Source organism: Sphaerimonospora thailandensis (assembly GCF_016863115.1).
Lineage (GTDB): Bacteria > Actinomycetota > Actinomycetes > Streptosporangiales > Streptosporangiaceae > Sphaerimonospora > Sphaerimonospora cavernae.
The window spans coordinates 28587-44282 of the sequence record NZ_BOOG01000021.1 but is presented as its reverse complement, the minus strand read 5'-3'; the positions used below and the strand labels follow the sequence as shown (position 1 = coordinate 44282).

At 70.9% G+C, this 15696-nt stretch carries 14 protein-coding genes; 9 read left to right on the top strand and 5 right to left on the bottom strand.

All coding sequences use genetic code 11. The features are described from left to right. Nucleotides 1-180: 180 nt before the first annotated feature. The 4 genes from Mth01_RS12530 to acs all read right to left on the bottom strand — a co-directional run bounded on the left by Mth01_RS12530 (nt 181) and on the right by acs (nt 4569). On the bottom strand, nt 181-687 hold the full coding sequence (locus Mth01_RS12530) for a DUF309 domain-containing protein (RefSeq protein ID WP_204015984.1): 507 nt from the start codon (nt 685-687) through the stop codon (nt 181-183). A 224-nt stretch (nt 688-911) separates the two neighbouring features. After that, entirely contained in the window at nt 912-1832 is a 921-nt protein-coding gene (locus tag Mth01_RS12525) for an alpha/beta fold hydrolase (RefSeq protein WP_204015983.1), read from the bottom strand. Continuing rightward, entirely contained in the window at nt 1822-2397 is a 576-nt protein-coding gene (locus Mth01_RS12520; protein WP_204015982.1) for a phage holin family protein, read from the bottom strand. Before Mth01_RS12520 ends, Mth01_RS12525 begins: the two co-directional genes overlap by 11 nt. 171 nt (nt 2398-2568) lie before the next feature. Beyond that, nucleotides 2569-4569, bottom strand: coding sequence for an acetate--CoA ligase (gene acs, locus Mth01_RS12515; RefSeq protein WP_204015981.1), 2001 nt, complete (start codon nt 4567-4569; stop codon nt 2569-2571). Nucleotides 4570-4808: 239 nt separating this feature from the next. Here acs and Mth01_RS12510 point away from each other — a divergent pair, with 239 nt between their 5' ends. The 9 genes from Mth01_RS12510 to Mth01_RS12470 all read left to right on the top strand — a co-directional run bounded on the left by Mth01_RS12510 (nt 4809) and on the right by Mth01_RS12470 (nt 13308). Next, entirely contained in the window at nt 4809-5585 is a 777-nt protein-coding gene (locus Mth01_RS12510) for a Fic family protein (RefSeq protein ID WP_204015980.1), read from the top strand. A 987-nt stretch (nt 5586-6572) separates the two neighbouring features. Next, the gene (ssd, locus tag Mth01_RS12505) at nt 6573-7616 is read left to right on the top strand and encodes a septum site-determining protein Ssd (RefSeq protein WP_204015979.1); all 1044 of its coding nucleotides are present in this window, start codon (nt 6573-6575) and stop codon (nt 7614-7616) included. 98 nt (nt 7617-7714) lie between these two features. After that, nucleotides 7715-8851, top strand: a complete 1137-nt coding sequence (locus tag Mth01_RS12500; RefSeq protein WP_239089617.1) for a TadA family conjugal transfer-associated ATPase — start codon at nt 7715-7717, stop codon at nt 8849-8851. After that, complete coding sequence (locus Mth01_RS12495; RefSeq protein WP_204015978.1) at nt 8842-9597, top strand: type II secretion system F family protein; 756 nt, start codon at nt 8842-8844, stop codon at nt 9595-9597. Before Mth01_RS12500 ends, Mth01_RS12495 begins: the two co-directional genes overlap by 10 nt. 52 nt (nt 9598-9649) lie before the next feature. Beyond that, nucleotides 9650-10396, top strand: a complete 747-nt coding sequence (locus tag Mth01_RS12490) for a type II secretion system F family protein (RefSeq protein ID WP_239089614.1) — start codon at nt 9650-9652, stop codon at nt 10394-10396. A 207-nt stretch (nt 10397-10603) separates the two neighbouring features. Further along, a complete protein-coding gene (locus Mth01_RS12485; RefSeq protein WP_204015977.1) occupies nt 10604-10897 on the top strand; it encodes a DUF4244 domain-containing protein in 294 nt (97 codons plus the stop codon). Nucleotides 10898-10950: 53 nt separating this feature from the next. Then, nucleotides 10951-11283 (top strand): TadE family type IV pilus minor pilin, encoded by a 333-nt coding sequence (locus Mth01_RS12480; protein WP_239089613.1) that lies wholly within the window; start codon nt 10951-10953, stop codon nt 11281-11283. Continuing rightward, nucleotides 11280-11654: an Rv3654c family TadE-like protein gene (locus Mth01_RS12475; protein WP_204015976.1), complete on the top strand. Its 375-nt coding sequence runs from the start codon at nt 11280-11282 to the stop codon at nt 11652-11654. The genes Mth01_RS12480 and Mth01_RS12475 overlap by 4 nt, the downstream gene beginning before the upstream one ends. A gap of 127 nt (nt 11655-11781) precedes the next feature. Continuing rightward, nucleotides 11782-13308 (top strand): hypothetical protein, encoded by a 1527-nt coding sequence (locus tag Mth01_RS12470; RefSeq protein WP_204015975.1) that lies wholly within the window; start codon nt 11782-11784, stop codon nt 13306-13308. A gap of 19 nt (nt 13309-13327) precedes the next feature. On the opposite strand, the gene Mth01_RS12465 is transcribed toward Mth01_RS12470, so the two are convergent. Beyond that, nucleotides 13328-15673 (bottom strand): DEAD/DEAH box helicase, encoded by a 2346-nt coding sequence (locus Mth01_RS12465; protein ID WP_204015974.1) that lies wholly within the window; start codon nt 15671-15673, stop codon nt 13328-13330. Nucleotides 15674-15696: the final 23 nt, after the last annotated feature.

Here is a 15696-nt window from a genome sequence, read left to right as displayed (position 1 = left end):
CTTGCAGTTGGGGGTGTAGTGCAAGATCACGAATGCTGTTTTCGCGGGTCAGTAGATAGGCCTGCGAGAAACTGCAAGATCATGGAACGGGAAATGCCTGTTCAAGGGGCTCATCTGCGGGTATTCGCAAGATCATGCCCGAGGTGGGGAGTGGTTGCGGAGTGGTCCTGGTTCAGGTGGTCAGTCTGGCTGGCCGGGGCGGGCGCCCTCGGTGTCCTGGAGATGGCCGAGAATCACGTTGATCGCCGTCGACGCGGCGATGCCGCCCGAATCGAGCGCCGTGATGACCCTGTCGGCCGCCAACTCCAGCGCGCGCAGGTCCAGCCCGTACGGCCTGCGGGAGCCGTACCCGCCCAGCCGGGCGGATCCGCGGAGCAGGAGCGCCGCGGCCCCGGACAGGTTGCCGCGCTGCACGTGCGTGAGCCCGACACAGATCTGGGCCAGGCCCTGCCACAGCTCCCGCTCCTCCGCCGGACCGGTCTTCCAGCGTGCCTCCAGAACCTCGTGCGCGTGGAACGGCCGTTCGACGGCGAGCAACCGCCGGGCCTCCTCGATCGCCTGCCGGGCGCCGGGGGAGTAATCGTCGGGGACGCGCGGCACTCCTTCCACGCCCCGGGGAAGCGGCCTGCCGTACTCGTCCCTAGAACGGGAGTTCCGGGGCCGGCCCGCTTCATCACGGTCACGCATATGGTTTCTCCGCACTGCAGGGTCACGCCACGATCACGCTGTGATCACACCATGGGGTCGCGGCACTTCAGGGCACATTTCTACAAGATTCCACAAGATCACGCCGGAGGTTCGTTCCGGCGAGCCAGGTGGGAGACCATGCCCGATCGCTTACACGATATGGATGAAGCCAAAACTTGAAACCGGACGACGACGATCCAATGGGGCGCGCCGGTTACTTGGAGTCACTGGTCGGGTTTCGGGTCGGCGAGCCAGGCGATCAGGTCGGCGTCGAACCGGTCGGGTCGCTCCTCGTGCGGGAAGTGGCCGGCTCCCTCGATCAGCCGCCATTGGTACGGCGCGGCCACATAACGGCTGGAGCCCTGGGCCGTACGCGGCAGGAGACACCGGTCGAGCGCGCCGTGCAGTTGCAGCGTGGGCGCCTCGATCTCGGTGCGCATCCGCCGCGCGTAGCGGAGGCCGTCCGGCCGGAACTGGGAACGCGCGAACCAGCGGTAGTACTCCAGGGCACAGTGCGCCACCCCCGGGATTCGCAGCGCCTCCTGATAGGTGCGCGTGGCCTCGTCCGACGGCCACTCCGGCCCCGCCCACCGGCGGATGAGACGGCCGACGCGGGCGCCTCCCCTGGCCGTGAGCCGCCGCTCAGGCAGCAGGGGGAGCTGGAATCCCAAGGCGTACCGGCTGGCTTTGAGCTGGCCGAAGGGTTCGCCGAACAGCGCCGCGCGCAGGCGCAGCGGATGCGGCGCGGACACCGGTACGAGCCGCCGCACCACCTTCGGATCATGCACGCCCATCGTCCAGGCCAGCAGCCCGCCCCAGTCGTGGCCGACCACGATGGCGCCCGTCTCGCCGAGGGCGCGGACGAGACCGGCCGCGTCCACGGCCAGGGTCGGCAGGTCGTACCCGCGCGGCGGCTTGTCGCTGGCGCCGTACCCGCGCAGGTCCACGGCGACGGCCCGGTAGCCCGCCGCGGGCAGCGAGACCAGTTGGTGGCGCCAGGTCCACCAGAACTGGGGAAAACCGTGCAGCAGCAGCACCAGCGGTCCCTCGCCCGCCTCCACGACGTGGAAGCGCGTGCCCCCGGCGTGCACCTCCCGATGGGTCCAGGGTCCGTCGACCCGGACCAGGGACTCGTCAGGAGGCATCGGACGACGGCTCCCCACCGGGCGTGCCCGCGGGGTCTCGGGGCCCACCGGCGGGCACCCGCTGCGCGTCCACGGGTTCCCGGTGCGCGCCCACCTGCCCCGCGGTCGGTCCCGTGTACGGCTCGCGCGCCGGCTTGGCGGGCGTGCCCGTGCCGGCCGACGGCTCGGCTTCGACCTCCGTCGCCGGAGCCTCGGCCTCGGCACCGCCCGCGAGGTTGCGCAGGCTTCGGGCCGTGCGGCGCATGCCGGACAGGCCCTTCAGCCGCCGGTACGCGACGAAGACCAGCAGCGCCGCCACGAGGAGGTAGAACACGGTGACGATGGCGAACGCCAGCCACCGTGCCAGTCCGAACGCGACGAGGCCGTACGCGATCGCGAACGAGGCCAGGATCAGGCACAGATGCCCGATGAAGGCGGCGGCGCCGAACAGCCCGGCGGCGGTGCCGACCCGCTTCGCGTCGAACTTGAGCTCGGCCTTGGCCAACTCGATCTCGGAGCGTACGAGGGTCGAGATCTGATGGCTCGCCTGGGCGACCAGCGCGCCGAGCGATTCGTCCTCGGGCATCGGTGACCTCCTATCAGCGCCTATCAAACATCATGTCGTGCCTACCCGGAGAACGCGCATCCGGGCGGCGCGCATCTGGACGGCGCGCATCTGGACGGCGCGCATCTGGACTCTGTGGACGGAAAGCGGGGCCCCCGGCGTCCGCCGGAGGCCCCGCGTCCCGGTGGTGCCTCAGTCCTCGCTCTTGGCGGCCGGCATCTTCTCGGAGATCAGCCTCATCACCGAGTCGTCGGTCAGCGTGGTGACGTCGCCCAGCGAGCGGTTCTCCGCCACGTCACGCAGCAGCCGGCGCATGATCTTGCCCGAGCGGGTCTTGGGCAGCTCGGGTACGACCATGATCTGGCGCGGCTTGGCGATCGGGCCGAGCGTCTTGGCGACATGGTTGCGCAGATCGGTGGCGATGTCGTCGCTCTCCTCCACGCTCCCGCGCAGGATCACGAACGCCACGATGGCCTGCCCGGTGACCGGGTCGGTCGCGCCCACGACCGCGGCCTCGGCCACCTTGGGGTGGCTGACGAGCGCGCTTTCGACCTCGGTGGTCGAGATGTTGTGGCCGGAGACCAGCATCACGTCATCGACCCGGCCCAGCAGCCACAGGTCGCCGTCCTCGTCGCGCTTGGCGCCGTCGCCCGGGAAGTACATCCCGTCGAACCTGGACCAGTAGGTGTCGATGTAGCGCTGGTCGTCGCCCCAGATCGTGCGGAGCATGGCCGGCCAGGGCTCGCGGACCACGAGGAAGCCGCCGCCGCCGTCGGGGACCGAGTTGCCCTGGTCGTCGACGACGTCGGCGCTGATGCCGGGGAGCGGCCGCATCGCGGCGCCCGGCTTGGCCGCGGTGACCCCGGGCATCGGGCTGATCATGATGGCGCCCGTCTCGGTCTGCCACCAGGTGTCGACCACCGGGCAGCGGCTGCCGCCGATGTTCTCGCGGTACCAGACGTACGCCTCGGGGTTGATGGGCTCGCCGACCGAGCCGAGCACCCGGAGGGACGACATGTCGAACTTCGCGGGGATGTCGTCGCCCCACTTCATGAACGTCCGGATCGCCGTCGGGGCGGTGTAGAGGATCGTGACCTTGTACTTCTGCACGATCTCCCAGAACCGGCCCTTGTGCGGGGTGTCGGGAGTGCCCTCGTAGATCACGCTTGTCGCGCCGTTGGCGAGCGGGCCGTACACGATGTAGGAGTGCCCGGTCACCCAGCCGATGTCGGCCGTGCACCAGTAGATGTCGGTCTCCGGCTTGAGGTCGAAGACCGCGTGGTGCGTCCAGGCGGTCTGGGCGAGGTAGCCGCCGGTGGTGTGCAGGATGCCCTTGGGCCGTCCGGTCGTGCCGCTCGTGTAGAGGATGTAGAGCGGGTCCTCGGCGCCGTGCGGCACCGGCTCGTGCTCGGCGGACTGGCGGTCGACGATGTCGTGCCACCAGATGTCCCGGTCGTTCACCGCGATGTCCTGACCGGTCCTGCGGACGACGACGACGTGCTCGACGCCCGGGCACTCCTCCAGCGCCTCGTCCACGGTCGGCTTGAGCGCGCTGGGCTTGCCGCGCCGGTAGCCCCCGTCGGCCGTGATGACGACCTTGGCGTCGGCGTCGTGGATGCGGCTCTTCAGCGCGGCCGAGGAGAACCCGCCGAACACCACGGAGTGGATCGCGCCGATGCGCGCGCAGGCGAGCAGCGTGATCGGCAGCTCGGGGATCATCGGGAGGTAGACGGCGACCCGGTCGCCCTTGCGCACGCCCAGTTCCTCGAGAGCGTTCGCCGCCCTGGAGACCTCCTTCTGCAGGTCGGCGTACGTGATCGTACGGCTGTCGCCCTCGGGCTCGCCCTCCCAGTAGTAGGCGACCCGGTCGCCCAGCCCGGCCTCGACGTGACGGTCGACGCAGTTGTACGCGACGTTCAGCTCGCCGCCCACGAACCACTTGGCGAAGGGGGCGTTCCACTCGAGCGTGGTGTCCCAGCGCCGGGCCCAGGTCAACCGGTCCGCGGTGCTCTCCCAGAAGGCGAGGCTGTCCCGGCCGGCCTCCTCGAAGGTCTCCGCCGTGACGTTCGCGGACGCCGCCAGGTCTGCCGGGGGTGCGAACCGCCGAGTCTCGCTCATCAGGTTCGACAAGGTCTGCTGGGATTCCTGGCCGGGGGTCTCGGTGGCCACTCCGTGCTCCTTACCGCTTCTCATGGGTTGTCATCCGTTCGGCCGCCTCGGCCAAGCTGGGGTATGTAGTTTCCCACTTCACCAGGCCAGGGGCGTCAAGTACAAGTAAGCGGGCGCCTCCCCTCGCGATCGGCGCAACTGGTGCTATGTGGTGGAACATAGTGACATTTGGTGATGAAGAGCAGGCCAGGCCCCCTCTTGTGCGCTCAACGGCCGGACCTCCTCGCCGAACGACTTTCTACCGGTCGGTATGGTCGTTGCCTGTGAGCGACCCGCTGGCTGCCATAGCCGAACTGCCTGGAGTGCCCGAGGCCGTACAGCAGGCCCGTGAGGCGGCCGACCGCCTCTACCGGCACCGTGCGCTGCGGAGGCGAAGCCCCGAGGTGTCGGCGGAGTCGGCCCTGCGGGGGGCCAGGGCCTCCGCGGCGCTCGAAGGCGTCGATGTGCCGCTGGAGGCGCTGCGGCTCGGCGAGGCGGCCGACCCGGTGTCCCAGGGCGCGCTGCGGGTGTCCGCCGAGCTGGGGCGGCTCGGCGCGACGTGGCGGTCGGCGCCCCGTCAGATCCTGGCCAGGTTGCACACCCTCGCCGCGGCGGGCCTGATGGCCGACCCCGGCCGGCCGAGGAACGAGCCGACCTCCGCCGACCCGCTCGGGCTCGGCCCCGCCCCCGCTCCGGAGGAGACCGCGGTACGGATGTCCGCGCTGGCCGGGCTGCTGTCGGGCACGACGAAGGCCCCGGCTCTCGTCCTGGCCGCGGTCGTCCACGCCGAGCTCGTCGTGCTGCGGCCGTTCGGGGTCGCGGACGGGCTCGTCGCCCGGGGGGCCGGTCGCCTGACGTTGGTGGAGCACGGGCTCGACCCCAAGTCGCTCATCGCGGTGGAGGTGGGCCATCTCGAGCTCGGTGACGCGTACGCGGAGGGACTGCGGGCCTATCTCAAGGGAACGGCCGACGGCGTGGGCGTTTGGGTCAGGCACTGCGCCGAGGCGGTGGTCGCCGGCGCCCGGGAGACGACCGCCATCTGCGAGGCCCTGTCGCGGTGAGGCAGGCTCACAAAAAGTGGACGGCGTCCCGGAGTGGAACGCCGTCCTCTGCACGTCCTCCCGGGTTACCAAGCGTGCACCTTTGATTTGCCGGATCGGGTCAAGCCCGTCTCGGCACGCCTCCCGCGGCTGGTCGCGCGTGGGTACCCGGTGGGTCGTACGCGGACTCGTGAGTCCGTAATCCCTTTCTACGTCCGTTTCCTCGAGTTGGAAAGCCCTCGGACCAAGACCATTAACGAAGTGATCGGACTTCCCGAATTGTCGGTTTTGTTCCCTTAATGACCTGGTTAAGGGGAGTTGATGACGGCAAATAGGACATGACCGATATGGTGGATCTCCATCACTCGGGGTCCCAGCTCCCCCTCCCGTTCACCGTGACTCTCCGTCGACAGATGGTCTGACTCAGGGCAAAAATCTTGCTCAGATTTTGCTGGATACTCGACTAACTCCACGTGTGTCAGGCAACATACGGTGTGTCCCTGCTTCCGGGAGATTGTGCATGGGTCGCAGATGATCGGGCTCTTATCACACTTGACCTGCTCTTGAAGCTTCTTCCGGTAAGGGCCGGCTCTACCCCCCCAGAGCCGGGCCAGTCGGCGACCCCCGCCCTCCCCCCCGGCGGGGGTCGCCCCTTTTCCGGCGTGTTCCCGGTGTTCCCGGCGTTCCGGGCCCCCTTCCCGGCGTTCTCGGCCCCGGAAATGAAGCCTCCTCATCCCCGTGGCCTCCGCCCTGTCCGTAATTCCCCGCGCCCACGCCCCTCCCTTGGACGTGATCTTGCAAATTCTCGCAGGGTGCCGTGCCGACCAGCCGCGACACCTTTCGTGATCTTGCAGAAACTCGCACGCTGTGCGGCTGACCTGCGCACTCGGCGTCCGTGATCTTGCAGTACGGCGGCCGGGTGACTTTATCCACAGAACCTGATTCGGCCGGCCTCGCAGAGGACGCGGTCTCGCAAGGTGGTCTTCCACGACAAGACAGGGAGGCACGATGCAGCCGCGGCCCTTGGCCATCACCGGTGACCGGGAACTCCTCGACGACCTGCTGCGCATCGGAGCGGCCGCGGGTGTGGAGTTCGACGTGGCCCAGGCCCCGACGCGGGCCAGGCCGTACTGGAATCGCGCTCCGCTTGTGGTTGTGGGCGGTGACGTCGCCGAGGACCTGGCCGCCACCGGCCCCCCTCCCCGGCAGAACGTCGTCCTCGTCACGAGAGCAGCGGCCGACCCCGACATGTGGCGCCGGTGTGTCGCCGTGGGGGCGCAGACCGTGCTCGAGTTGCCACAGGCGGAACGGTTGCTGGTCGAGGAACTGGGCGAGGTGGCCGAACCCGCGATCAAAGCGGGCCTGGTCGTCTGCGTCGCCGGCGGGAGGGGCGGCGCCGGCGCCACGGTGCTGGCGGCCTCGCTCGCGCTGACCGCCTCGCGCGGCGGTCTACGCACACTGCTGGTCGACGCCGATCCGCTGGGCGGCGGCATCGACGTCATTCTCGGCCAAGAGGAGGCACTGGGCGCCAGATGGCCGGACATCGCCGGCCGGGAGGGGAGGGTCAGCTTCGCCGCTCTCCAGGACGCGCTGCCCACGTTCGGCGAGCTGACCGTGCTGTCGTGGCATCGCGGCGAGCCGGAGCGGGTGCCCCGCGAGGCGATGCGGGCCGTCCTCGACGCCGCGCGGCGCGGATGCGACCTCGTGATCGTCGATCTGCCCCGCCACGTGGACGATGGTGCGGCCGAGGCCCTGGCCAGGGCCGCCGTGACGCTGGTCGTGGTGCATGCCGATCTCAGGGGGGTGCTCTCGGCCGCGCAGACCGCCGCCCTGCTCCGGCGTCACACGGGCGAGCTGCGCGCCGTTGTGCGTCCGGGCGGCATCGACCCCGAGGTGATCTCCACGTCCCTCGACGCTCCCTGCGTGGGGGTCCTTCCCGAGATCCGCGGCCTGGTGGCGACCCTCGATCGTGGTGATCCGCCTCCGCTCGGCCGCGCTCCGCTCGGCCGGTTCTGCTCCGATCTGCTGGCCGGGTTGGTGGATGCGGCGTGACCCGGCCTTCCGACACCCCGGCCAGCCCCGCCACACGTTCCGGACGCCCCGTTCAGCCGGTTCAGCCGGTTCAGCCGGTTCAGCCGGTTCCGGCGGAACTGGTTGAGGCCGTGCGGGTACGGCTCTCGCTCGCCGGGGCCCCGCCCACGGCGGCGCAGGTGGCCGCGGCACTGCGCGCCGAGCGGGCGGTCCTCGGCGACGCTGAAGTTCTGGCCATCGCGCGGACCCTACGTGCCGACCTGATCGGCGCCGGCCCGCTCGAAGGACTCCTGGCCGAGCCGGGCGTGACCGACGTGCTGGTGAACGGGCCCGCCGAGGTGTGGATCGATGACGGCCACGGCCTGCGCAGGACCGCGGTGACCTTCTCCGGTGACGATGAGGTGCGGCGGCTCGCCCAACGTCTGGCGGCCGCGGCCGGACGGCGCCTGGACGACGCGTGTCCCTACGTGGACGCGCGACTGGCGGGTGGCGTGCGGCTGCATGCCGTGCTCCCGCCGATCGCCCCGGAGGGCACCTGCCTGTCACTGCGTCTGCCGCCCCGGCGCACGTTCGAGATCGAGGAGCTCGTGCCGGGCGTCGGAGCGGCCGTGCTCACCGCCATCATGACGGCGCGGCTCGCCTTCCTCGTCACGGGCGGAACGGGCACGGGGAAGACGACGCTCCTGTCCGCGATGCTCTCGCGGGCCGGTCACGGCGAGCGGCTGCTGCTGGTCGAGGACTCCGCCGAGCTCAACCCCGGACATCCCCACGTCGTGCGCCTGGAAGCCCGGCCGCCCAACCTGGAGGGCGCGGGCGGCGTCGACCTTCGTGATCTCGTACGGCAGGCCCTGCGCATGCGTCCCGACCGTCTCGTCGTGGGGGAGGTGCGCGGGTGTGAAGTGATCGAATTGTTGAGCGCGCTGAACACGGGCCACGAGGGCGGATGCGGCACGCTGCACGCCAACAACGCGGCCGACGTGCCGGCCAGGCTCGAGGCCCTCGCATGTGCGGCCGGACTGACCCGAGAGGCGGTGCACAGTCAGATCGCGGCGGCCCTCGACGCGGTCGTGCACCTCGTCCGGCTCCCGGGCGGCCCGCGTCGCGTGGCGGAGATCTGCCTTCTGGAGCGGGAGCCGTCGGGTCTGGTGGCGGCGGTGCCCGCACTCACCTTCGCCGCCGACGGCGGCACCGTGCCCGGAGCCGCCTTCGCCGCACTCAGGGCCCGGTGTCCTCAGATGGAGGGGATATGCACCTGATAGCCGTGCTGGCCGCGGGAATCGCCGCCTGGGTGTGGGCCGGTCCCGACACCGGCCGGACCAGGGCCGCCCGTCTGCTCATGCTGTCGAGCGACGGATCGCCTGGGCGGCCGTGGACGACGTGGATGCGGTGGAGACGGCGACCGGCCGGAGCGGCGCGTGCCGTCGCGTGGCGGGCGACATCCATCGAGTTGTGTCAGGGCGTCGTGGCCGAGCTCGCGGCCGGCCGCACTCCCGGAGACGCGCTCGCCCGGGCCGTCGCCGCGGTCAGCCCACCCGATCCGGCGGTTCTGGCGCCGGTCGCCGTGGTGGCTCGGGACGGCGGCGACGTCGCCGCCGCCCTGCTGCGTGTCGCGCCGGCCCGTGGCGGGGAGGGGCTGGTACGGCTCGCAGCCTGCTGGCGGGTGAGTGTGATGGTGGGGGGTGGCCTGGCGACGCTCATCGAGCGGGTGGCCGTGTCGCTCCGTGACGCCGAAGCGCACCGGCTGGACCTGGCGGCCCAGCTCGCGGGACCTCGTGCGACCGCCCGGCTGCTGGCGGCGCTGCCCGTGCTCGGCCTGCTCATGGGCGCCGCCCTCGGGATGAGCCCGTTGTCCTTCCTGCTGGGCGGCCCGGCCGGGTTCGCCTGCCTGCTCGTCGGGCTGGTGCTCGACGCGGCCGGCGTCTGGTGGACGCATCGCCTGGTGGCCCGGGCGGAAGGGACCGGATCCCCCGGAGGGGGCCGGACATCAGGGGGAACGGGATGAGCGCGGGCGTGCCGGACAGACTGGCCGATCGAAGGCCGCGAATGGGGCGAAGATGGCCATGATGACCGTCTCGGCGGCCGTTCTCATCGGACTCGCCGTCTGGGCCTGGCCGTCGCCACGCTCTCCTGCCGATCGGCTTCACGTGATGACGTCCGCCGCGGGTGCCGGTGCGGCGGCCACAACGCTGACGGCGGCGGGCACCCGTAAGGCGAGGCTGATGCTCGCCATGCCTGTGGGGCTCGTCGGCTTCCTCATCGTGGGTGGGATCGCCGGCGCGGTCGTGGGCGGAGTGCTCGCCTGCGTGGTGCTCGCCGTCATGCACTGGCGGGAGCCGGTCGAGTCGCGCCGCCGCCACGAGCGCATGGCCGAAGACCTTCCCTTCGCGGCTGACCTGATGGTCGCCTGTCTGCGGGCAGGCCAGCCGTTGAGCGGTGCCATCGAGACCGCTGCCGAGGCCGTCGGCGGCCCGCTGGGAGAACGTCTGGCGTGGACGGGAGCACAGGTGCGGCTCGGGGCTGATTCCGAAACGGCCTGGGCCGTTCTGGCGTCCGAGCCACCGCTCGCCTCCCTCGCGCGGACGATGATCCGATCGACGCAGGGCGGCGCACCCGTCGCGGACGTGCTGCTCCGACTCGCGGACGAGGCGCGTCAGGCGGCGCGGGCGGCATCCTGTGCGACGGCCAGAAGGGTGGGCGTTCAGGCCGTGGCGCCTCTCGGACTGTGCTTCCTGCCGGCCTTCGTGTTCCTGGGGATCGTTCCCGTGGTCGCGGGCCTGGCCGCCCAGGTCTTGCTACCGTGATCAATATTTCAGTGGTTGTGGACAACTTCATCCACAGCTGTGGAAATCCTGCGTCTGTCGTGCGCACAGCCAGTCTTGCCGAGGAAGTTATCCACACAGTGCCAGTTATCCACAGAGTGGGGTTCGCCTGCTCCAGTGGAAGCCGCGGTCCCGCAACCTGGGGTTCGGCGGGGTGGATGAGCCGCCCCGGAGCCTTCGGGAGGATCGATGGTCAAGTGGACAGCCGAGCCGACGGCGCCGCCGCCCGTGTCTCGGACCGGAGCCGAGTCGTGGCTTCGGCGGCGGGGCCGCTCGGTGTGGGGTCGCGTCCGGGCGGCCGCGCTACGGGCGGCGCTGATCGCCCGGACGAGGGCCGAGGCCGGCATGTCGACCGCGGAGTACGCGGTGGGGACGATCGCCGCATGCGGCTTCGCCGCCCTCCTGTGGAAGGTCCTCAGCAGCGGAGAGGTCAGGTCGATGTTGTCCGCGCTCGTCCAGAAGGCGCTCAAGCTGGCCGGATGATGCCGCGGAAGGTGAGGGACGTGCTCAGGGCGGGGCCACGGGAACGTGGGTCGGTGACGGCGGAGACGGCGGTCGCGCTGCCGGCGCTCGTGCTGGTGCTCGCCGCCGTGCTCTGGGCGGTCACGGTGGTGGACGCCCGCCTGCGGTGCGTGGACGCGGCCCGGGCGGGTGCCCGGGCCGCTGCCCGTGGCGAGGCCTTGAACGCCGTGCGGGAGACGGTGCTTCGGTCGGCTCCGGCGGGATCCCGGGTCGTGGTCGTGCCGGGACCGGAGGTGACCCGAGTCGACGTCTCGGTCTCCGTCCGGCCACTGTGGAAGTCGGCGGCTCCCTCCATAGAGGTGACGGCCTCGGCCGTGTCGGCCACCGAGATCGGGGTTTTCCCATGAGGGAATGCGCGAGGAGGCCTCGCGCCGAGCGGGGGTCGGCGACGGTCTGGGCCGTCGGGATCATGGCGATCATCTGGGTGGCGGCGCTGGTCGTCGTCCAGATAGGGACGGCCCGCGTCGCCCGGCATCGGGCGCAGAGCACGGCCGATCTCAGCGCGCTCGCCGCTGCGTCCTGGGCGCTCGCCGCACCGGGCCAAGCCTGTGAACGGGCACGGACGATCGCGATGGCCAACGGTGCCCGGCTGAGGTCCTGTTCGTTGTCCGGCGCGACGGCTGACGTCGCGGTCGTCGTGGAGTTCGCCCTCCCGCTCACCGGGAGCCGTACGGCGATCGGGATCGCGAGAGCGGGCCCGGTCAGCGTGGAAGCGTGATGTATCGCAATAAAATCACGACTCCTTGGACATCGCGTCAAGAGTGGACCGCTGGACTAGGGTTCGCCCGTGGCCGTACGCACTCCTTCGGGCGGAGGGCCGGCGGCTCTGCAGGAAGGGGTGCGCCGTGACCACGGTTCGCAGGCTGGCCGCCGCGACAGTGTTCGTGCCGCTCGTGGTGGCGTCCGCTCTCATCGTCGGCGCCGCACCGGCGAGCGCCAAAGACGGCGAGATCCTGTCTCCGGCCGACGGTGAGGTCATCGGCTCGGCCGGGCCCGTGACCGTTTCGGCGAAGACCGACTGGTACCAGGTCAGGATGGCCCTCTACGTCGAGGGGCCATCGGTCCCTCGCCAGAAGATCGGCTCAGCGGGCGGCAACAAGACGATCACCGGTTCCTTCGATCCCGGGAACGCTCCGAACGGAGTGTTCACGGTGACGCTGGCCGGAGAGATCACAAAGAGGACCTACAAAACCTCGACGTTCACGCTCAGCCGTCCACCTGAGGACCCGTCGGGAGTCGAGGCCCGGCTTGAGGGCCGAACCACGATCATGGTGACGTGGACCAAGGGGAACGAGCCTGACCTGACGACCTACGAGGTGACCTCGAAGGAGGCGGGTAGGGCGGGCTCGGTCGGCGCGGAGGCCGCGTGCGCGGGCTCCACCTGCCAAGCCACCCTGCCGCTGACCGCCAAGGCGGCCGGCCGGAACGTCGATGTGTCCGTCCGGGCACTCCGTTCCGACGGCAGGGGCGGCACCATCGAGTCATCACGCTCGGCGACGGCTTTCGTGAGCGTGCCCGCGGCCCAGCCGTCTCCGCCTTCGTCTCCGTTGTCGAGGCTCGGCGACAAGGCGAGTGCCCAAGCGCAGGGGCGGCAAGCGCAGGGGCAGCAAGCGCAGGGGCAGCAAGCGCAGGGGCGGCAAGGGCAGGGGGAGACCCGAGCACCGCGTGGGAACACGAGCGTGCATCGTTCCTCGGCCCCGCGCCTTCCCGCGTCTGTGCCTTCGCAGGCTGTGCCTTCACGGTCGGTGCCTTCACGGTCGGTGCTAAAACCGCCCGAAAGACCCACGACTGACCTCAAACTCCCCGAAGCGCGCAAGAGCGGCGGCAACCGGAGCGAACCCGAAGTGGCGCCGAGGGAGGAGCCGGCCCCGCGAGAGACGGACCTGTCCGCCGCGAGCGCTCAGTCCCCCGCCTCACCGCTCGGCGGGGTCGGCTACTGGGTCTACATCGCATTGGCGGTCGCCCTGCTTCTCATCGGCGGGCACATGGGTGCGTGGTTTCACCGCAGGCGCGCCGCCGCCGTCTCCGGCGCCCCGGCGGGCGCCGGAGGTCCGGGAACCGCGCAGGCGTCGAGTGAGGGCGCGGCGACGGCCGCTCCTCCCGGCGGGGCCGGTCAGCAGGGTCCCGGGAGGCAGCAGGGGCCAGCCGGGCAGCGCCGTCCCGCCGTCATTCTCGCCGTCTCCAAGGACAGCCCTCCGGACAGGGTCGTGCTGTCGAACAGCGCCCCCCAGGCCGATCAACTGCTGCCCCGGCCCTACGTCCTGCGCGGCGATGTCCTGGAGCAAAGGCCCAGACAGCCGGAGCCCGACTACTGGACGACGGACGAGGAGGGCGGTGATCCCGCGGACCCGGGCCGTCGCCGCGCCCCCTGACGGGGCTTCCGATCCTGTTTCAGCTCGCCTGGCCGGAGGCGTCCCCGAGTAACACGTCGAGAAGGCGGACGGCCCCGGTCTTGTCGAGCGGTTCGTTGCCGTTTCCGCACTTCGGAGATTGGATGCAGGACGGGCAGCCGTGATCGCACTCGCAGGAGGCGATCGCGTCCCTGGTAGCGGTGAGCCACTCGGAAGCCCGCGTGTAACCACGTTCGGCGAAGCCGGCTCCGCCGTCATGACCGTCGTAGACGAATACCGTGAGCAGTCCGGTGTCGGGATGCATCTCGGTGGAGACCCCGCCGATGTCCCACCGGTCGCAGGTCGCGAACAGCGGCAGCAGACCGATGGCGGCGTGCTCGGCCGCGTGGGCGCTGCCCCCGAGGTCGATCGGTTTCCCGCCTGAGCCGACGACGGCGAGCGCGGAGTTCGGCAGCGTCCACCAGACGGCCCGCGTGCGGAGCGTGCGCGGCGGCAGGTCGAGGGGCTCCTCGCCGAGGACCTCCCCGCTCTGCGTGCGCCGTTTCAGGTACGAGACCACCTGCCGGGTGACCTCCACCGAGCCGAAGTGCAGCTCGCCGGGCCCGAAGGGCCGGGACCTCATCGACTCGATCACCCGGATTTCGGTCACGTCCCGGGCGAAGGTCGAGTAGTCCGGCTCGGCGGCCGAGACCAGCGCCACTCCGGCGTCGAGATCGAGCATGTCGACCACGAAGGTCTCGCTCTGGTGCAGGTACACCGCGCCCGCGTGCACCATCGTGTGGGCCGAGGGTTCGTCCACGCTGCCCAGCAGCCGCCCCGTGGCGGTCTCCACGACCTGGACCGGGGAGCCACCCGATCCCCGGATGTCGGCGAGGTCGGTGGCGCGCTCCCGGCTGGTCCAGAACCAGCCGTTGGCCCGTCTGCGCAGCAGCCCCCGGTCGACCAACTCGTCGAGCACCTCTGCGGTCGACGGCCCGAAGATGTCCAGGTCGGCGGTCGTCAGCGGGATCTCGGCGGCGGCTGCGCACAGGTGCGGCGCCAGCACGTACGGGTTGTCCGGGTCGAGGACGATCGCCTCGACGGGCCGGCCGAACAGCGCCTCGGGGTGGTGGACGATGTAGGTGTCCAGCGGGTCGTCGCGGGCGATCAGCACGGCCAGCGCGTCCTGCCCGGCCCGCCCCGCGCGTCCGGCCTGCTGCCAGAGCGAGGCTCGGGTGCCGGGCCATCCGGCGATGAGGACGGCGTCGAGCCCCGACACGTCCACCCCGAGTTCCAACGCGTTGGTGGTCGCCAGCCCGGTCAGCGCGCCGGAGCGCAGCGCCTTCTCGAGCGCGCGGCGGTCCTCTGCCAGGTAGCCCGCCCGATAGGCCGCCACCCGGTCGCCGGTCATGCTCGGGTCGACCTCCTCCAGGTTCCGCCGGGTGGTGAGCGCGACGTTCTCGGCGGCGCGCCGCGACCGTACGAAGACGAGCGTGCGGACGTCGTCGATCACCAGGTCCGTCAGGAGGTCGGCGGCCTCGGCGGTGGCCGTACGGCGCACGGGTGCGCCCCCTTCACCCTGCAGGTCGGTCAGGGGCGGCTCCCAGAGGGCGAACGTGGTCGAACCGCGCGGGGAGGCGTCCGTCGTCACCTCGGCCATTTCAAGGCCGGTGAGGCGTGTTCCCGCCACCGCCGGGTCGCTCGCGGTGGCCGACGCCAGCAGGAACACCGGGCTCGAGCCGTACTTGGCGCAGACCCGCCGGAGCCGGCGCAGGATCTGGGCGACATGTGAGCCGAAGACGCCTCGGTACCCGTGGCACTCGTCCACGACGACGAGTCGCAGCCGCCGCCAGAACGAGGACCAGGACTGGTGCCGCGGCAGCATAGAACGATGCAGCATGTCCGGATTGGTCAGGACATAATTGGCGTTCTGACGGACCCATCGCCGCTCCTCCGCCGGGGTGTCCCCGTCGAAGGTCGCGGCCCTCACCTCGGACATCCGCAGCCCCCGGACGGTCCTGAGTTGGTCGGCGGCGAGCGCCTTGGTGGGGGTCAGATAGAGCACGGTGCCGCCGCCGCAGATCTCCGTGACCGCGGGGACCAGATAGGCCAGGGTCTTTCCGGAGGCCGTACCCGTCGCGAGGATCACGTTTCGGCCACAGTGGACGTGCTCGGCGGTGGCCGACTGGTGCTCCCACAACCCCGGGACGCCCTGGTCCCGCAGGCGCGTCACCAGGGGTTCCGGCACCCAGTCCGGCCATCGGACTTGACCTGCCTGACGTGGGGGGACATGCTCCACATGAGTGACCCGTTGCCGGCGCGCGGAAACCGCGAGCAAGCGGGTGAGAAGTGAGCCTGTTCGCTGGGTATAGGAAGAAGTCGGAGTCACTGGTTTCCAGTTTGGCATCTCTGGGGAGAGTCGCCCGGGAG